Below are 18,700 nucleotides of genomic sequence, written 5' to 3' on the forward strand. Positions count from 1 at the left end.
GACCTGAGCAGCTACTGTCTGGCCACCAACCCCTCCTTCACCAGCTCCACCGCCTTCTCCATGGCGCGACCAAGGCCCTCAGGCTTCTTGCCACCGGCAGTAGCAAAAAACTTTTGGCCACCGCCACCGCCCTGAATCTCGGAAGAGACAGCCCGTATGATCTGCACCGCATCCAATTTACCGGCCTCGGTCAGCGACTCCGACGCAATCACCGACAATTGTGCCTTGCCATCTACCTCCGCAGCCAACACCGCGACCATATCCTGCTCGCTGTCCGACCGCAACTGAAAGGCCAAATCCTTCAAATGGCCACCCAAAGCAGGCTTAACCAAAGCCTGCATCACCAACACCCCGTTGATTTCACGAGCGGCATCGCGAATGCTGCGCTTCTCCATATTCAGGACACTCTGACGCATCCCATCCAATTGCTTCGACAGCACAGAATTTTCATTGAGTAAAGCTTCCACGCTCTTGCGCACATCACTTTGATTCTTAAACAACTGCCCCAACTCCTTCAACAAATCGCTCTGAGCATCAAAGAGTTCCTCCGCCTTATCGGCCACCACAGCCTCAATACGCCGGATACCTGCAGCTACCGATGATTCACTAATTATCTTGAATGAGCCAATCTGTCCCGTAGCCGCCACATGAGTCCCCCCACACAATTCAAGCGACTCGCCAAAGCGAATGGCCCTTACCACGTCGCCGTACTTCTCGCCGAAAAGCATCATGGCACCCATATCTTTCGCCTTGCTCAGCGGCACTTCGCGGTGCTCATCCACCACCAGATTATCGCGAATGGCACGATTCACCAAATGTTCCACCTTACGCAACTCCTCGTCACTCACCTTTTGAAAATGAGAAAAATCGAAACGCAAATAGTCGGGATGCACCAGCGAACCCTTCTGCTCGACATGATTGCCCAAAACTTCACGTAAGGCTTTGTGCAAAAGGTGGGTCGCCGTATGGTGATTGGCGGTCATGCGCCGCTTGTCCCCATCGACCACCGCCTTAAAACTTGCCCCAAGGTCATCCGGCAGCTTCGGAGCCAAATGAACAATCAAATTGTTTTCCCGCTTGGTATCCACAATGGGGAAACGCTTCCCGTCTGCCTCCAGATAACCGCTGTCGCCAACCTGTCCACCCCCTTCGGCGTAAAAAGGCGTCACATTAAAAACCAGCTGATACTGTTCCTTATTTTTGGTCTTTACTTTTCGGTATTTCACCAATTGCACTTCGGCTTCGAGGTAATCGTAGCCAATAAACTCCTCGTGATCGTCGTCCTGCAATACCACCCAGTCGTCGGTCTCCACCGCAGCCGCATTACGCGCCCTGGCCTTCTGTGCCGCCATCTCCGCCTCAAACTCCTTACGATTGACAACCAGGCCGTTTTCCTTCAAAATGAGTTCGGTCAAATCCAGCGGAAAACCAAAAGTATCGTAAAGTTCAAAAGCCACCCGTCCGTCCACAATTTGGTAATTGTTGGTACGCGTCTCGGTAATTATTTTTTCAAGCAGCTGAATGCCGGTAGCCAGCGTACGCAGAAAGGACTCCTCCTCCTCATGCACCACTTTACGAATCAAATCGGCACTGGCTGCCAGCTCCGGATAGGCGACGCCCATCGACACCTGCATGGCCTCGAGCAGCTGTGCCATAAAGGGCTGCTTCTGATTCAGGAAGGTATAGGCGTAACGTACGGCCCGTCGCAAAATACGGCGTATCACATAGCCCGCCTTGTTGTTCGAAGGCAACTGCCCGTCACAAATAGAAAAGGCAATGGTGCGAAAGTGATCGGCCACCACGCGCATAGCAATATCCGATTCCTCAGAAGCACCGTAAGGTACCCCGCTCAGTGCGGCAATTTTCTGAATAATGGGCTGAAAAACATCCGTGTCGTAATTAGACGCACAACCTTGCACCACGCGACAAAGGCGCTCAAAGCCCATCCCGGTGTCCACATGCTGCTGCGGCAGGGCCACCAGCGAACCATTGGCCATACGGTTGTACTGAATAAATACGAGGTTCCAAATTTCAATGACCTCCGGATGATCCTTGTTAACCAGGTCCTGACCGGCCACCTTGGCTCTTTCCGCATCGGGACGAAGATCCACATGAATCTCCGAACAGGGGCCACAGGGCCCCGTATCGCCCATCTCCCAAAAATTATCTTTTTTGTTGCCATTAATGATGCGCTCTGCCGGCAGATGCTGCAGCCACATCTCGTAGGCCTCCGTATCGCGCACCACATTTTCTTCGGGACTACCCTCGAAAATGGACGCATACAAACGCTCTTTATCAATCTTCAAAACTTCGGTCAAAAAAGTCCACGCCCAATTGATGGCGTCCTGCTTAAAATAATCGCCGAACGACCAGTTGCCCAGCATCTCAAACATGGTGTGGTGGTAAGAGTCGTGTCCCACCTCCTCCAGGTCATTGTGCTTACCCGAAACCCGCAAACATTTCTGCGAATTGGCCACCCGCAAACTCACAGGCTGGGCATTTCCCAGAAAAATATCCTTAAACTGATTCATGCCCGCGTTGGTAAACATCAGGGTAGGATCGTCCTTAATCACCATAGGCGCCGAGGCCACAATGCGGTGTTGTTTGGACTCAAAGAAGTCCAGAAAACTTTTTCTAATCTCCGAAGCTGTCATATAAAAAATCTGTCCAAAAATTTACTTTGCTAAAAAAGAAGTAACCTTTATACCATATTTAAGTATAAATTACCAGCTTTTGCTGTGGCCTGCAAAATTGCAAAAACTAAAGCAAATTAACTATTTACAGGTCGCCATTCTTAAAACTTTGAGCTGCAAAAATAGATTAATCGATCAATTTTTGCTTCTTGACGTTAAAAATTTATATTTTAGCAGCAAATTAACCGCAGTATGTCAAAAGTCAAATACAGGTACAACCCGGAAACCTTGAGCTACGACCGCATAGAGACCGGGTTGAAATTCTATCTGCAGCGCATCTTTACCTACACGCTTTTCAGCGCCCTTATGGGATTTGTATTCTTCTTTGGCTACGTTTACCTCATTGACAGTCCCCGTGAAATCAAACTGGAGCGAGAAAACGCCCGTTTGCTCTCCCAGTACGAAGTTATGGCCAATAAGCTGGATCAGGCACTTCTGGTACTCGACGACATTCAACAGCGTGATGAAGATGTATACCGCGTTATTTTCCAGGCCGATTCCATTCCAAATTCGGTGCGACGTGCAGGATTTGGAGGAGTAAACCGCTACCGCTACCTCGAGGACCTGGAGAACGCCAAACTGGTAGTCAATACCGCCAAAAAGCTCGATGGCGTAATGAAACAGCTCTACGTCCAATCGAAATCTTTCGACGAAGTTATTGACTTGACGCTCCGTAAGGAAGAAATGCTGAGCTGTGTCCCCGCCATTCAACCCGTGTCCAACAGAGACCTTCGACGCACGGCAAGTGGTTGGGGCTGGCGCATTGACCCTATTTATAAGACCAGAAGATTTCACGAAGGCATTGACTTTTCGGCGCCTACCGGCACCGAAATCTACTCCACCGGCAACGGCATCGTTAAATCGGTGCGCACATCTGCCATCGGCTATGGTAAGAACATCGAAGTGGACCATGGCTTTGGTTATTCGACCCTCTACGCCCACATGGACGACTTTAACGTTAAAGTGGGCCAACGGGTCAAGCGCGGAGATGTCATCGGCTGGGTAGGCAACACCGGCAAATCAACAGCACCCCACCTGCATTACGAAGTACGGGTAAAAGGCCGCGCAGTAAATCCCACCCATTATTTCTTCCAGGATCTGACTACCGAGCAGTACGAAGAAATGATACGCATCTCCTCCAACAGCAACCGCACCTTCGATTAAAAATGCTTATCTTGTACAAGCCATCGTTTAACATGCTGTAACATGCCGTATAAAGAGCCGAAAATCGAAAAACTCTATTACACCATCGGAGAAGTAGCCAAAATGTTTAATGTCAACACCTCTCTCATTCGATTTTGGGAAAAGGAATTTGACATCATAAAACCCCACAAAAACAAAAAAGGGAATCGACTTTTCACCCCCCAGGATGTAGAAAACTTCCATCTGATTTATCATCTGGTGAAAGAAAAAGGCATGACCTTAAAAGGGGCCGACAAAAAACTGAAAGAAAACAAGGAGGACACGCTGGAGAATTTTGAAATTGTTAAGCGACTCCAGGACATTCGTGCCACCCTCCTTGAGATCAAAGACGGTCTTTAACGCTCCCGGGAACAACAACACTCCCACCACAAACATCCCTTTACAATGCGCAGCTTACCATTAAAAACGCTCACTGCAGCCATTGAGGCAAAGGCCCCACCGGCGCTGCAGGAAAGCTACGACAATTCCGGATTGCAAACCGGCGACCCCGACATGGAAATCAAGGGCGTGCTGATCACTTTTGATTTTACCGAAGCTTGCATACAGGAAGCGCTCGAGAAAGACTGCAACCTCATTATTGCTCATCATCCGCTGACCCTTTCCGGCTTTAAAAAAATAACAGGAAAGAGTGCCGCCGAGCGCATTTTAATGCAGGCCATTCGCCACAATCTGGCCCTCTATGCCGCCCACACCAACATCGACAGCGTTGTTGGCGGCGTCAGTTCCATTTTGGCCGACAAACTGGGACTAATTAATCAGCGCATACTGGAACCCCGCAGCAACAGCCTGCTCAAACTCGTTGTCTTTGTCCCCGAAAGCCATGCCGACAACCTGCGACAAGCCCTTTTTGAAGCCGGAGCCGGCCACATCGGTGCTTACGACCAGTGCAGCTTCAACCTCTCCGGCACCGGCACCTTCCGGGGAAATGCCGACACCCACCCCTTTGTAGGAACCCCGGGCCAAACGCATGTCGAAGCAGAAGTGCGCATTGAAACCATCCTGCCGATCTTTCATCAACAACAGGTCGTCGAAGCCCTGCTGAGCGCCCATCCCTACGAAGAGCCGGCCTACGATCTTTACCCTTTACACAACAACTGGGACCAGGCCGGCTTTGGGGTTATCGGTCAACTGCCCAAACCCCAGTCCACCCGCTCCTTTTTAGAACACCTAAAGCAGGTCAGTGGCACCGGCTGCGTGCGGCACACCCGCGCGCTGAAGGATCAGGTGCAGACCATCGCAGTTTGTGGCGGAAGCGGCAGCTTCCTGCTGAATAAGGCCATTGCCCAAAAGGCAGATGTTTATGTGAGTGGCGACTTTAAATACCACCAGTTTTTTGACGCAGAAGGGGAAATTGTAATCGCCGACATCGGCCACTACGAAAGCGAACGCTTTGTTAAAGAAGTTTTTTTTGAGTTACTTACAAAAAAATTCCCTAATTTTGCAATCCGTTTATCCGAACAGAATAGCAATCCAATTAAATATTTATAGCAGAATGGCAACAATGGATTCAAAAGCAAATGCTGCAGAGCGCACTGTCGAAGACAAGCTCCGGGCGCTTTTCGACCTACAAAAAGTAGTTTCCGAAATTGACAAGATACGTACCCTGCGGGGCGAACTCCCCCTGGAAGTGCAAGACCTGGAAGATGAAATCGAAGGACTGGAGACCCGTCTTCAAAATCTGGAGGCTGAATCCAAGCAGATTAACGACGACATGCTCAGCCGCAAAAACGAAATCAAGGAGGCCGGTCTGCTCATCAAGAAATACGAAGCGCAACAGTCCAATGTCCGCAACAACCGCGAATTTGACTCGCTCAACAAGGAGATTGAATTCCAGAACCTGCAGATTCAACTTTGCAACAAGCACATCGATCAGTTTACCGCCGATTTAAAGAACAAGGCGGAAGTGATTGAAGCCTCCAAAAAGCAATTGGAGGAGCGCAGAGGTGACCTTACCGCCAAAAAAGCCGAGCTGGAAGAAATTGTATCTGAAACCCAGGCTGAAGAAGACCGCCTGCAGGCCAAGAGTCAGGAAGTGGAAAACCGCATCGACGACCGCCTGCTTACTGCCTTCAAACGCATTCGCAAAAATGCACGCAATGGACTGGCTGTGGTAACTGTTGCCCGCGATGCCTGTGGCGGTTGTTTCAACAAGATCCCACCCCAGCGTCAGCTCGACATTCAGCAGCGCAAAAAAATCATCGTATGTGAGTACTGCGGACGCATCCTGGTCGACGACCAGTTGTAAGAGCTGCCCTAATAAAACAAGAAAGCTGCCCCTATAAGAGAGGCAGCTTTTTTGTTTTCCAGGCTACAGATTGCACGACGTTTCACCAGCTTTCACCAGCACCGCCTCCGCCAAAACCTCCGCCACCGAAGCCGCCAAAGCCCCCTCCACCACCAAAACCACCAAAGGATCCGCTGCCGGAAGAGAAATTGCCCCAATGTCCGCTGTGGCGGCGACTGCCCGAGCCCAACATAGAAAGCAGCACCCAAAACGGCAAATCGTGCCCAATTGAAGATTGCTTCAGGCGACGTGCTTTGGAAAAAACCGATAAGAATACGACCCCGAAGAAGAAGAGCACAAAAAGCGCCGCGCCGGTCTCCCTGCCTGCAGAGCGACCCATATACGCATCGGCGGTGTACTCACCACGGGTAAGCTCCATAAGCACCGCAACACCTGCCAGAAAGCCCGAATAATAGTCCTCCTCCCTAAAGTGGGGAATCATTTCATGATCAACAATACGTCCCGCCAAAACATCGGGCACTACCGCCTCCAATCCATAACCAACAGCGATAAAAGCTTCCCCGCGTTCATTTCCTCTGCGCGGCTTCACCAAAATTAAAATACCGTTGTCCTTTTCGCTCTGTCCCACCCCCCAATCGTGGGCCAGACGCACCGCATAATCGCCCACGGCATAACCCTGCAGGTCTGTTGTCGTCACAAGAGTGATTTGCGTACTGCTTTCCCGGGCAAAATCTGTCAACACCTGCTCCAAATCCTGCCGCGCCTGCTCATTGAGCACAGCCGCAAAATCATGAACCAACTGCCCCGAAACCGGGCGTAGTTTCTCTTCTGCATCCAAGGAAGAAAAGGCCAGAACCAATCCCCACAGAATCCATATTCGCTTGCCCAAAAACTTAATACTCATAGTTCCTTCTTTCATTTTATCTGCCAAAAGACAGCTCATCCGAAAGTTCGTTCTCATCATCCTGCTGCCTGGGGAACAAATCCTTCAGCTGCTCACCCGCCAACTCAATCCCTTTTTCGAGGCCCCCAGTCCAATCGCCCTTCCTGAACAGTTCCTGCATCTCCGCTTTAATCCCCTCCCAAAAATCGGCGCCGACCTGAGTATTGATTCCCACATCGCCCAAAACAGCAAACAAACGATCGTCTAAGGCCAGATAAAACAACACCCCGTTTCGCGCAGCGGTCTTGTGCATCTTCAGCTGCTCAAACAAGTAGGCCGCACGGTCCATCAACTCTTCGGGACAGCGGCGCTCTATATGCACCCTTAGTTCTCCCGAGGTGTTTAGCTCAGCGCTGCGTATCGCCTGTTCTATCCGTTTTTTATCCCCACTGCTAATTAAGTCGACTGCCATAAAAAAAGACTAAAATTCTACTTTGGGCACCTCACGTGCCCCTTGTTCCGCCTCAAAATAAGGCTTACGTTCAAAGCCAAAAATCCCGGCCATCAGATTCTGCGGGAAACGGCTGATCTTAGTATTGTAGGCCTGCGTCACCTCATTAAAGCGCATACGTTCCGTAGCGATTCGGTTCTCGGTCCCCTCCAGCTGCACCTGCAAATCCCGGAAATTCTGATTCGCCTTCAAGTCGGGATAGCGTTCCACCACCACCATCAGGCGCGATAAGGCGGAGGACAACTGACCCTGGGCTTCCTGAAAATTCTGAAGCGCTGCAGCATCCAGCTCACCAGCATTCACCTGCATGCCGGTGGCCTTACTGCGTGCCTCAATCACACCCTGAAGGGTTTCTTGTTCGTGACTGGCATAGCCCTGAACGGTAGCCACCAGATTGGGGATTAAATCGGCCCGGCGTTGATAAACATTTTCGACCTGGGCCCACTGGGCATCTACACCCTCACGGAGTTCAATCATCTGATTGTAGCCGCAACTGCTGAGCAGCGGCAGCCCCAGCAAAAGCAACAGAAAAAATCTCATCTTTCTCATAGAAGAAAAAATTGGGTTAATGAAACATTACTTTCAACGGACTTCGTTGCCCAAAACCCACCAGCGCAAACGCCGCAGCAAACCCTTAAAAGAGCGGCTGGCAGCCTGGTCGTAGCGTACTTTGTATTCCGACCACGAAGGGGAAGCATTCGCGGCATTTAAACTCTGATAAATTTCTCCCCAGCCCGGAAAGCCAAAAACAATGCGATCGTCTATAAATAAATCGGCATTGATTTTCCGACTCTGGCCCGATTCCAGCTCCTCGTCCGGATAACTGGCATTCACGGCATAAAATTCCACCCCGTTCTTGCGGCAGTAGGCCACGGCTTCATCCAGCAGCGCACCATCGCGGTAGGTCCATAAAATAAGACGATGCCCATCGCGCTGCAAGGCCCGCAGGGTTTCAAAAGCAAAAAATTTCTCCTTGCCAATGGCCGGATAACGATGCTCTACAATGGTTCCGTCAAAATCAACTGCTATGGTCATGCGCTGCTATTTCTTTTCCTGAATGTCCTCGTCCATGTTCTCGTCGGCCGACCCATCATCGGGGACCGTTTCATAGGCCGACATCGGATCCAGCTCCAACAAAACCTTTGAATAAGTCGGCACATTCAATAAAAAGGCCACCAATATTAAGGCCCAAATGTACAAAAATGCCGTATTGGCAGACAAAAGAAAGCCGATCAGGGCCAGAAAGCCCAGGGAATCCAATACCGCCACCTTAAACAGGAAGCTGTTGCGATACACCCTCATTTTTTCAGGCCAGCTCCATTCGTGCGGAATCCGCCGCACCTTGCGGTTGTGAAAAACAAAACCCGAAGGAATTCCCGCCAGGGCCAATAGTATGATCACCGACTTAAGCAGTTCTATCTGACCGGCGTCCAAAACTCCGCCTGATGCAAACTCGGGGCCCAAACCAACTGCCACGATGGCAAAGCCTGCCAGTCCGACAAAAATGGCCCAATAAATGATTTGTAAACTGCGCAAACTTTTTTTATCCATATACACTTTATAAATCGCTCTTATACATCTTACATCGCCTGATCAAAAGGCTGACGATTCACCAGGGAGCGCCCCAGCGTAATTTCATCGGCATACTCCAACTCGTCGCCTACCGCCACCCCCCGTGCAATGGTCGTCACTTTCACAGGGGCCTCGGCAATTTTACGGTAAATAAAAAAGTTGGTCGTATCCCCTTCCATCGTAGCACTCAAAGCAAAAACAACCTCCTTAACCGCTCCCGAGTTGACCTTATCTACCAGTGGCTGTATGGTCAAATCGTCGGGACCGATGCCATCCATAGGCGATATCACACCGCCCAGCACATGGTACACCCCATTGTACTGCTGCGTATTTTCTATAGCCATTACATCCCTTACTGTTTCCACCACACAAACCAGCGTATGATCGCGACGTGCATTGGCACAAATGCTGCAAACCGAAGCATCGCTGAGGTTGAAGCACTGTTCACAATAATGAATCTCCTCTCGCAAGGTCGTTAGTGCAGCGGCAAAACGCTGCACATCCTCCTGCTTCTCGCGCAGCACAAACAAAGCCAGTCGCATGGCCGTTTTACGACCAATTCCCGGCAAACGGGCAAACTCATTCACCGCATTCTCCAACAAAACGGAGGGATACTGTACTTGACTCATCGATCTTCCTTCAAAAATTGTTCCCTACACAAAAGTGCAACAAAGGTAATAAAATCAAAGCCCTTAGCGAAAAAAACCTTTTCTTTGCCCAAAAGCCGAAAAAAATGAATCCAGCATTGATCGGGAGCCTCATCGCAGGCTACTTTCTAATATTGATGGCCGTGGCATGGCTCACTGGACGCAAGGCCAATAACGCCAGCTTTTTCCTGGGCAACCGTCGTTCGCCCTGGTACCTTGTATCCATCGGCATGATCGGCTCCAGTTTGTCGGGCGTCACCTTTATTTCGGTCCCCGGCTGGGTACAAAACCAGCAATTTACCTATCTGCAGATGGTCGCCGGTTTTGTACTGGGCTACATCGTCATTGCCAACATCCTGCTGCCCCTGTACTACCGCCTTAACCTCACCTCCATTTACAGTTATCTGCAAGATCGCTTTGGCCTTTACACCTACAAATCCGGCGCCCTGCTCTTTATTGCCTCACGCACCGTGGGTTCGGCTGCACGGCTCTATCTGATGGCCAGCGTACTGCAACTGGCCATTTTCGATGCCCTGGGGGTTCCCTTTGTAGTAACCGTTACCCTGGCCATCCTGCTCATTTGGCTTTACACTTTTAAGGGCGGTGTGGGCACCATTATATGGACCGACGCCCTGCAAACGCTCTTGATGCTCAGCGCGGTGGGCATCACCATTTACCACGTGGCCACCAGTCTGCAACTCTCCCCGTCGGGCCTGGTGCAAACCATTGTCGACAGCGAACTTTCGCGCATCTTTGTTTGGGACAACTGGAAGGCACCCAACCACTTCATCAAGCAATTTTTCGCAGGGGCCTTCATCACCATTGTGATGACCGGACTCGATCAGGATATGATGCAAAAAAACCTCTCCTGCAAAACCCTGCGGGAGTCGCAGAAAAATATGTATTGGTACGGCATCGCCTTTTTGCCGGTCAACCTCCTGTTCATGAGTCTGGGTGTACTCCTCTTTACCTTTGTGGCCCATGAGGGACTGCCCCTGCCCGAAAGGGCCGACGATCTTTATCCCTTGCTGGCCCTGGGCGGACACCTGCCGGCTGCGGTAGGGGTGTTTTTTATTCTTGGCCTGGTGGCGGCCGCCTACTCCAGTGCCGATTCGGCCCTAACGGCGCTCACCACCTCCTTTTCGATCGACATCCTGCGCATCGACAAAATGCCAGAAACAAAGGCCAAACGCCTGCGCACCTTAACCCACATCGGCTTTAGCCTGCTTACCGCCCTGGTCATTCTGGTTTTTCGCTGGCTCAACAAAGACAGCATCATCGACACCATCTACACCCTGGCCGGTTACACCTACGGCCCCCTGCTCGGCTTTTATGCCTTTGGCTTGTTTACCCGCTTGCGCATACACGATAAGCTGGTTCCCCTGGCTGCCCTGCTGCCCCCCATTTTGACAGGCATCCTCGACTTCAATGCCTACAACTGGTTCGGCTTTCACCTGGGCTACGAAAAACTCATCCTCAACGGGGCACTCACCTTCCTGCTGCTCCTGCTGCTTGGAAAAAAATAAAAAATCACGCATTTTTTATTTAGGATGTTTGCATCCTAAATAAAAGCGCCCTATATTTGCAGTGTAAGGTATGATTGATTGCTCAGTAAAAAACGCAAGATGACACAGTTTTTAATTATTCTCGCATTGTCTATTCTCTTTGTAGGTCTGGCGTTTTTAGGTTTTGCAGTAAAGTCCTTTTTCAAAAAAGACGCTCAACTGCGAACCTGCAGCGGCGGCAGTACTGAAGCCGGCTGTGGTTGTGGTACACAGCCTGCCTCCTGTGCCTCCGGCACCGAATAGTACCGCCTCTGCAGAAAAAAATGGTTGCCCCTTCCGGAGCAACCATTTTTTATTTCCATACTTTAGAGAGAGCACCGTCCTCCAACTATTCAACAATCAAGCTGCGAAAACCTTCCGTCAGATAAACCGCATCGCCTTCCCCTTCGTGGTAAATAAAACAAACATCCAGTTCGGGCAAGTGCGCAAGCAAAGCCTTAGAAGCTTCCACGCCCAGCACCATAAAAGCAGTAGCCCAGGCATCCGCCTCCATACAGGTCGGCGCCAGTACGGTAGCGCTTAATAGCGAGTGACTGGCCGGATAACCTGTACGGGGATCAATGGTATGCGCATACTTCTTCCCATCCTCCACGTAATAATTGCGATAATTTCCGCTTGTAGCCAGCGCCCGCTTACTGATCCCCAAAATAAATTGATAATCGCCCGTAACCCTTCCCGTTTGTTCCGCGGGCCGGTCAACCCCAATGCGCCAAGGCAATCCTTTAGGATTAAGGCCTCCGGTGACCACCTCCCCACCAATCTCTACCAGATAGTTGGCACAGCCCTGGGCCGCCAAAAAAGAAGCGACCACATCAACGCCGTAGCCTTTCGCTATGGCAGAGGCATCCAACATAATGCGGGGATCTCCCTTGAGCAGACTGTCGCCTTGCCACGCCAGGGACTGCATGCCCACATACCGGCGAAGACTGTCGATAAGGGTCGGACTTATCTGCTCTTTTTTCTCAAAACCAAATCCCCAGGCATTAACCAGAGGCGCGACCGTCATATCAAAGGCGCCTTCACTTTGTTCAGAAATACGCAGGCCTTCTTCAACGACCGTTCGAAAAAAAGAATCGGCCCTAACACCCGTATTGCTGCGGTTAAAGCGGGTGATGACAGAGCTGGAGTCGAAGGTGGACAAAGAGGCGTTAAAAAGCTGCAATAAAGCCTTTATTTCGCCATGCTGATCCTCCTCCGCTTCATACACGATGCGATAAGTGGTTCCAAAAATCCATCCTTCATTTACTTGATAAGCATTGGGACGCGTACAAGCTGCTGCAAAAAGCAGTATTGACAGCAGCAGAAGACCTGCAATTCGTTTCATCGGACTGTTTGTTTTCATCATTTGAAGTACAACTTTACAGAAGGCGGGACAGACAAGCGCAGCCTATGAACAAGCGCAGCCTATAAACAAAAACAGACCCGCAAGCTGCGTGGTCTGTTTTTGATGGTAAAAGTATCCTTAAGAACCAAAATCGTCAAAGGCCACCATTTCATCGGGTACTCCAAGATCATACAACATCTTGGTTACCGCAGCATTCATCATCGGGGGTCCGCAGATGTAAAATTCAATGTCTTCCGGCTCCTCATGCTTCACCAGATAATTGTCGTAAATCACCTGATGAATAAAGCCCACGGGACCTTCCCAATTGTCCTCCGGCATAGGCTCCGACAAGGCAATGGTGAAGGTAAAGTTCGGGAACTCCTTTTCGATAGCACGGAAATGCTCCTCATAGAAAATCTCCTTCTTAGAGCGGGCCCCGTACCAGAAGGTCACCTTACGACCGCTTTTCAGGGTGTGGAAAAGGTGGAACAAGTGCGAGCGCATGGGGGCCATACCGGCACCACCACCAATAAACATCATTTCCCGATCGGTATCCTTCAGGAAGAATTCGCCATAAGGTCCCGAGATGGTCACTTTATCACCGGGTTTGCGGGAGAAGATGAAGGAGGAACAAATACCGGGATTCACTTTCATGAAGCCACCGTTTACCCGATCAAAGGGCGGCGTGGCAATACGGATGTTCAACATCACAATGTTGCCTTCGGCAGGATGGTTGGCCATAGAGTAGGCACGGAAAGTAGGCTCCGGATTCTTCATCTGCAGGTCAAACATATTGAATTTCAACCACTCGTCGCGGAACTTCTCATCGATGTCCATATCCTTAAAGTCCACATCAATCTTGGGCACATCAATCTGAATGTAACCACCCGATTTAAAGTCCAGATTTTCTCCTTCGGGCAATTTCACCACAAACTCCTTAATGAAAGTCGCCACATTGTTGTTGGACACTACGGTGCACTCCCACTTCTTAATACCCAAAATCTCTTGAGGGATCTCCATTTTCATATCTTCCCGCACTTTCACCTGACAGGCCAAACGCCAGTCGGCGTTCTGCTCCTTACGGGTAAAGTATCCGGTTTCGGTGGGCAAAATAGTTCCGGCTCCATCGTGCACCTGACAGCGACACATGGCACAGGTACCACCACCACCACAAGCCGATGGCAAAAATATTTTATTGCTCCCCAAGGCGGTTAGGAGCGATTGACCCGGTTCCACCTTCAGTTGCTTTTCCCCATCGTTGATGTCGATGGTTACTTCGCCCGACGGGGTCAGTTTCTTTTTGGCGTACAGCAGCACGGCAACCAGCAGCAACACCACCAGCAAAAACACCACAACTGCCGAAACAATGACCGAGCTTTGAATTGCAAGCATTAAGTTCATTATACTATTTTTATCAAGTTCACATTACAGTTGAATGCCCATAAAGCTCATGAAAGCAATACCCATGAGTCCGGTGGCAATAAAGGTTATCCCCAGTCCACGCAAAGGTGCGGGCACATTGGAATAGGTAATTTTCTCACGAATGGCAGCAATACCCACAATGGCCAACAACCAGCCAATCCCTGAACCGAGTCCGAAAACGGTCGCTTCCCCGATATTGGCATAGGCGCGTTCCTGCATAAAAAGCGAACCACCTAAAATGGCACAGTTTACCGCAATCAGGGGAAGAAAAATACCCAGCGAGGAATAAAGCGCCGGAGCAAACTTCTCTACAATCATCTCCACCAGCTGTACCATCGAAGCAATCACCGCAATAAACATGATGAAACTTAAAAAGCTCAGATCCACCGAAGCGAAATCCTCACCCAGCCAACTCAAAGCACCGGCCGACAGTACATAGTTCTCCAGCAAGTAGTTCACCGGAACGGTAATGGCCAACACAAAAACAACAGCCACCCCCAGTCCGAACGAAGTCTTCACCGTTTTGGATACCGCCAGGTAGGAACACATACCCAGAAAGTAGGCAAAGACCATGTTATCGATGAAGATGGACTTAACGAATATATTCAGTAAATTTTCCATTTCGAATAACTTAAACAGGTTTTGGACAATTAGGATTCAATCAATTCTTTGTTGCGTGAACGCTGCACCCAGATAATGATGCCCACAACAATAAGCGCCATAGGCGGCAAAATCATAAAGCCGTTGTTCACGTAACCCCAGTCGTAAAACACCTGAGGAATCACCCGTAATTCGCCCAAACCGGGCAAAGTCAAGGTTCCTGATCCGAAAAGCTCACGGAAAAAGGCTACGATAATCAGAATCAGACCGTAACCGGCTCCGTTACCCACGGCATCGAGAACGGACGGCCAAGGCTTATTGCCCAAAGCAAAAGCCTCCAAACGCCCCATAATGATACAGTTGGTAATAATCAGACCCACAAAAACCGAAAGCTGACGACTTACATCGTAGGCAAAGGCTTTCAAAATCTGGTCGACCAGAATAACCAGCGCGGCCACAATGACCAGCTGAACAATTATTCGTATTCTGGAAGGGATGCTGTTACGGATCAACGAAATAATCAGGTTGGCAAAAACCAGTACCGCAATAACAGAAATCGACATCACAATGGCCGGTTCCAACTTGGCTGTTACCGCCAGTGCCGAACAGATACCCAACACCTGCGTGGTAATGGGGTTTTGGCTGCCAATGGGACCTGTAATAAGCTTCAGGTTTTTGGCAGAAAATAAAGGTTCCTTCTCGTTACTCATGGCTCGCCCTTTCTAAATTTTTTAAGAATGATTCATAACCTTTGAAGAAATCGCTGAGCATATTTTCCAGTCCCTTACTGGTAATGGTACCACCAGAAACCGCATCCACTTCAAACTTATCTTCGGCATCGGCACCACCCTTAACCACGGCGATGCTTTTAAAGGTTCCCTGGTCAAAAATCTGCTTACCCACAAATTGCTCCTGAAAAACAGGCTTCTCAATTTCTGCACCCAAACCAGGTGTTTCTCCCTTGTGACCAAAGGTGGCACCATAAATGGTGCTGCCATCACTATTAACCGCCACATAGCCCCAAATGGGGCCCCAGAGTCCGGCACCACGCAATTGCAACACATATTTCTTTTCGCCACCCTCTAAATGGGCCTCATAAACCGGATACAGGCGGTCTTCAGCAGGTTTACGCAGTTCTACCGCAAGATCTACGTCAAAGGCTACCCCTTCGACTTTGTTTCCGGCAAAATCTACGATGTAACTGTGCTCACCAATTATATCGGCATACTTCTGTTCGGCATCCGCACTGCTGGCAGCCACGTTGATGGACTGAAGGATGTCGATTTTTTTTGCTACCATCTCGTTGCGCTCCTGACGTGGTTTCAAGGCCTGCGACACAAAGGCCAGCAGAGCAGCTACCACCACCACCATCACCGCGGCGTAGATGAATGTATAAGCGTTTCCTTGTTTATTCATTTTGGTCAACTTTTACTTAGGCTTTAACAACTGCTCGTTTTAATCTCCTTTTGATGTTGGCCTCCACCACAAAATGGTCGATCAGGGGGGCAAAGGTATTCATCAGCAAAATGGCCAGCATCATCCCTTCGGGATAGGCCGGATTAAACACCCTGATGAGCACAGCAAATACACCAATCAGGAAGCCATAAATCCATTTCCCCGCTTCGGTACGTGAGGCTGAAACCGGATCGGTAGCCATAAACACGGCACCAAAGGCAAAACCGCCCAGCGTCAGATGCTGCAGGGCACTGATGTGCATCAATCCGTTGCTGCTTTCAGCACCCAGCCAGTTAAAGACGAGTCCCATTAAAAGACCACCCGCAAAAACGGAGGTCATTACCTTCCAACTGCCGATGCCGGTATAAATCAGAACCAGGGCCCCAAGCAGGATGGCCAGCGTGGACGTTTCTCCAATGGATCCGGGAATAACACCCAGAAAGCTCTCCATGATGGAAAACTTATCGGAATTGCCGGCAACGGCTGCTCCCAAAGCGGTTGCTCCGGTAGCTGCATCAACGCCTTCCATACCGGAAAATCCGGAAATCCACACGATATCGCCCGACATTTGAGCCGGATAGGCAAAAAACAAGAAGGCCCTGGCCAAAAGGGCCGGATTCCAGATATTCATGCCGCTTCCGCCAAAAATTTCCTTCCCTATAACAACGGCAAAAGCTGTAGCCACCACCACCATCCACAGGGGAATATCCACCGGCAAAATCAGCGGAATCAACATTCCCGAAACAAGGAAACCCTCGTTGACTTCGTGACCACGTATTTGCGCAAAAATAAATTCAATACCCAATCCTGTTCCGTAGGAAACCACAATAATGGGCACCACACGTAAAGCACCGTGCAGAACCATGTCCCAAAATCCGGCCTCCATACCCTGGGCCAGAAAGTGCTGATACCCGGTATTCCAAATGCCAAAAAGCAAGGCAGGCACCAAAGCCAGCACCACCACGATCATGGTCCGCTTCATATCGATCGCATCCCGGACGTGCACCCCGTTTTTGTTGGTCTTATCGGGCACAAACAACAAGGTTTCGAATGCATCATAAGTAGAATGAAACATCTCAAACCTCCCCCCCTTCGAGACATGGGGTTTGATATTATCCAGTAATTTTCTTAATGCCTTCATTAGAAATTATTTTGATTGTCTTTTAATGGTTTAAGCTCCAAGCTCCTTAATCATCAAATCCATTCCTTTGCGAAGGATGGCCTGAACCTCCAACTTGGAAGTATCCACGAATTCACAAAGTGCCAGATCCTCTTCCACCACTTCGTACATCCCCAACTGCTCCATCTTGTCGAGATCCTCAGCCAGTACAGCCTTGATCAGGAACTCAGGCAGAATATCCATGGGTAAAACCTTATCGTACTGTCCGGAAACCACAATGGCACGTTCGCCACCATGCATATTGGCATCGAGCTTATAAGTCTTGTTTTTACTGAGCCAGCTGAAAAAGGTACGCGACATACTGAATTTACCAAAACCCGGCAGTGCCCATCCAAGAAACTCGTGTTCGTCGCCTTCGGGAATAACCGTTACCTGTGAATGATAAAAACCCAAATAACCGTCGCGACCTACCTGACTCCCTGTCAAAACATTACCTGAAACAATGCGCAACTGCCCCTCGGCCAGCTTGTCCTTCAAAACCTCACTTACCGAGGCGCCCAGTCGATAACGCAAATAGCAGGGCTTAAGCACTTCCGAACCGGTAAGTGCCAATACTCTGGAGAAATCGTGTTTGCCGGTTGTAAACAACTTGCCCACCGATACAATTTCCTGAGGTTGAATCACCCATACTTTTTCACCCTTATTGATGGGACTTACATGGTGAATTTGTACCCCGACGTTTCCGGCAGGGTGGGGACCGGCAAAAGTGTGCACTTGTACCCCTTGAAGACTATTGTACAGCTTGGAAGCCGAATCTCGGCTGGTTCCAATATGTACTTCAGGAGCCAGTTTCTTCAGCACCTCGACACCTGTTTTAAACGCCTCTTCCTCTCCCGTAAGAACAAAGTCCATATCGGGTGCCAGCGGAGCAGAATCAAAGCCAGATACAAAAATGGCCTTCGGTGTTTCCTGCGGATTCGCAATCACATCGTAAGGCCTTTGACGAAAATAGGGCCAGGCGCCGCTCTCCAACAAACGGGCAACCAAAGCCTCCCGGTCCATTTGAGCAGGAACAGCAGTTCCAAAATCCACCGCATCGTCCTTCCCGTCGTTCTCCAGTACCACTTCCAGAATGCGTCGGCGTTCCCCTCGAATAACGGCCTTAAGGGTTCCGCTAACGGGTGAAACAAACTTCAGCTCCGGACGATACTTGTCGTAAAACAAAACCGTGCCGATCTGAACCTGCTCCCCTTCCTTAACCACCATTTTGGGGGTTAAACCGTGAAAGTCCACAGGCTTAATGGCAAATAGACCAGGCAATTGGGTTTGTCCGAAAACCTTCTCGGCCTTTCCCGCCAACGGGATATCCAGCCCCTTCTTTATTTTAATCACCTCAGACATACTTGAATTGTATTTGAATTTGCAGGCAAAATTACATAAAATTATAAGTTTTCCATATT

20 protein-coding genes are annotated in these 18,700 nt (G+C 49.8%); 6 read left to right on the forward strand and 14 right to left on the reverse strand.

Annotated elements, in window-relative coordinates:
• Window positions 1-11: 11 nt before the first annotated feature.
• Window positions 12-2,654, reverse strand: a complete 2,643-nt coding sequence (gene alaS, locus B4W65_RS01390) for an alanine--tRNA ligase (RefSeq protein ID WP_088653308.1) — start codon at window positions 2,652-2,654, stop codon at window positions 12-14.
• Between the two features lie 231 nt (window positions 2,655-2,885).
• Between alaS and B4W65_RS17690 the strand changes: the two genes are divergently transcribed.
• Genes B4W65_RS17690 through B4W65_RS01410 form a run of 4 tightly spaced genes read left to right on the forward strand, consistent with a single transcriptional unit; the run spans window position 2,886 to window position 6,141 of the window.
• A complete protein-coding gene (locus B4W65_RS17690; protein WP_088653309.1) occupies window positions 2,886-3,857 on the forward strand; it encodes a M23 family metallopeptidase in 972 nt (323 codons plus the stop codon).
• A 42-nt stretch (window positions 3,858-3,899) separates the two neighbouring features.
• Complete coding sequence (locus B4W65_RS01400; protein ID WP_088653310.1) at window positions 3,900-4,235, forward strand: MerR family transcriptional regulator; 336 nt, start codon at window positions 3,900-3,902, stop codon at window positions 4,233-4,235.
• A gap of 45 nt (window positions 4,236-4,280) precedes the next feature.
• Window positions 4,281-5,384 carry a Nif3-like dinuclear metal center hexameric protein gene (locus tag B4W65_RS01405; RefSeq protein WP_088653311.1) on the forward strand — a complete coding sequence of 368 codons (1,104 nt, stop codon included), beginning with the start codon at window positions 4,281-4,283 and terminating at the stop codon, window positions 5,382-5,384.
• Between the two features lie 13 nt (window positions 5,385-5,397).
• Window positions 5,398-6,141 (forward strand): zinc ribbon domain-containing protein, encoded by a 744-nt coding sequence (locus B4W65_RS01410; protein WP_240509441.1) that lies wholly within the window; start codon window positions 5,398-5,400, stop codon window positions 6,139-6,141.
• 82 nt (window positions 6,142-6,223) lie between these two features.
• On the opposite strand, the gene B4W65_RS01415 is transcribed toward B4W65_RS01410, so the two are convergent.
• From B4W65_RS01415 to recR, 6 genes are read right to left on the reverse strand one after another with little or no spacing between them, the layout of a single operon-like run.
• Window positions 6,224-7,045, reverse strand: coding sequence for a TPM domain-containing protein (locus tag B4W65_RS01415; protein WP_088653313.1), 822 nt, complete (start codon window positions 7,043-7,045; stop codon window positions 6,224-6,226).
• 16 nt (window positions 7,046-7,061) lie between these two features.
• The gene (locus B4W65_RS01420; protein WP_088653314.1) at window positions 7,062-7,496 is read right to left on the reverse strand and encodes a TPM domain-containing protein; all 435 of its coding nucleotides are present in this window, start codon (window positions 7,494-7,496) and stop codon (window positions 7,062-7,064) included.
• Window positions 7,497-7,505: 9 nt separating this feature from the next.
• Complete coding sequence (locus tag B4W65_RS01425) at window positions 7,506-8,084, reverse strand: LemA family protein (RefSeq protein ID WP_088653315.1); 579 nt, start codon at window positions 8,082-8,084, stop codon at window positions 7,506-7,508.
• Window positions 8,085-8,117: 33 nt separating this feature from the next.
• On the reverse strand, window positions 8,118-8,570 hold the full coding sequence (locus B4W65_RS01430) for a BT0820 family HAD-type phosphatase (RefSeq protein WP_088653316.1): 453 nt from the start codon (window positions 8,568-8,570) through the stop codon (window positions 8,118-8,120).
• A 6-nt stretch (window positions 8,571-8,576) separates the two neighbouring features.
• Window positions 8,577-9,086, reverse strand: coding sequence for a hypothetical protein (locus B4W65_RS01435; protein ID WP_088653317.1), 510 nt, complete (start codon window positions 9,084-9,086; stop codon window positions 8,577-8,579).
• A gap of 29 nt (window positions 9,087-9,115) precedes the next feature.
• On the reverse strand, window positions 9,116-9,736 hold the full coding sequence (gene recR / locus B4W65_RS01440; RefSeq protein WP_088653318.1) for a recombination mediator RecR: 621 nt from the start codon (window positions 9,734-9,736) through the stop codon (window positions 9,116-9,118).
• Window positions 9,737-9,840: 104 nt separating this feature from the next.
• Between recR and B4W65_RS01445 the strand changes: the two genes are divergently transcribed.
• Both B4W65_RS01445 and B4W65_RS01450 read left to right on the forward strand, forming a co-directional pair.
• Entirely contained in the window at window positions 9,841-11,280 is a 1,440-nt protein-coding gene (locus B4W65_RS01445; protein ID WP_088653521.1) for a sodium:solute symporter, read from the forward strand.
• Between the two features lie 99 nt (window positions 11,281-11,379).
• On the forward strand, window positions 11,380-11,562 hold the full coding sequence (locus B4W65_RS01450; RefSeq protein WP_088653319.1) for a hypothetical protein: 183 nt from the start codon (window positions 11,380-11,382) through the stop codon (window positions 11,560-11,562).
• An 85-nt stretch (window positions 11,563-11,647) separates the two neighbouring features.
• Here the strand turns inward: B4W65_RS01450 and B4W65_RS01455 are convergent, their stop codons facing one another.
• From B4W65_RS01455 to B4W65_RS01485, 7 genes are all read right to left on the reverse strand, one after another.
• Window positions 11,648-12,643 carry an FAD:protein FMN transferase gene (locus B4W65_RS01455; protein ID WP_088653320.1) on the reverse strand — a complete coding sequence of 332 codons (996 nt, stop codon included), beginning with the start codon at window positions 12,641-12,643 and terminating at the stop codon, window positions 11,648-11,650.
• A 138-nt stretch (window positions 12,644-12,781) separates the two neighbouring features.
• The gene (nqrF, locus tag B4W65_RS01460) at window positions 12,782-14,035 is read right to left on the reverse strand and encodes an NADH:ubiquinone reductase (Na(+)-transporting) subunit F (RefSeq protein WP_240509442.1); all 1,254 of its coding nucleotides are present in this window, start codon (window positions 14,033-14,035) and stop codon (window positions 12,782-12,784) included.
• A gap of 33 nt (window positions 14,036-14,068) precedes the next feature.
• A complete protein-coding gene (gene nqrE / locus B4W65_RS01465; RefSeq protein WP_088653322.1) occupies window positions 14,069-14,686 on the reverse strand; it encodes an NADH:ubiquinone reductase (Na(+)-transporting) subunit E in 618 nt (205 codons plus the stop codon).
• 29 nt (window positions 14,687-14,715) lie between these two features.
• Window positions 14,716-15,375: an NADH:ubiquinone reductase (Na(+)-transporting) subunit D gene (locus B4W65_RS01470; RefSeq protein WP_088653323.1), complete on the reverse strand. Its 660-nt coding sequence runs from the start codon at window positions 15,373-15,375 to the stop codon at window positions 14,716-14,718.
• The gene (gene nqrC, locus B4W65_RS01475; protein ID WP_088653324.1) at window positions 15,368-16,081 is read right to left on the reverse strand and encodes an NADH:ubiquinone reductase (Na(+)-transporting) subunit C; all 714 of its coding nucleotides are present in this window, start codon (window positions 16,079-16,081) and stop codon (window positions 15,368-15,370) included. Before nqrC ends, B4W65_RS01470 begins: the two co-directional genes overlap by 8 nt.
• Before the next feature lie 16 nt (window positions 16,082-16,097).
• Complete coding sequence (locus tag B4W65_RS01480) at window positions 16,098-17,261, reverse strand: NADH:ubiquinone reductase (Na(+)-transporting) subunit B (protein ID WP_088653325.1); 1,164 nt, start codon at window positions 17,259-17,261, stop codon at window positions 16,098-16,100.
• Between the two features lie 30 nt (window positions 17,262-17,291).
• The gene (locus B4W65_RS01485; RefSeq protein ID WP_088653326.1) at window positions 17,292-18,641 is read right to left on the reverse strand and encodes a Na(+)-translocating NADH-quinone reductase subunit A; all 1,350 of its coding nucleotides are present in this window, start codon (window positions 18,639-18,641) and stop codon (window positions 17,292-17,294) included.
• Window positions 18,642-18,700 lie beyond the last annotated feature (59 nt).

It is taken from the genome of Geofilum rhodophaeum (genome assembly GCF_002210225.1).
Lineage (GTDB): Bacteria > Bacteroidota > Bacteroidia > Bacteroidales > Marinilabiliaceae > Geofilum > Geofilum rhodophaeum.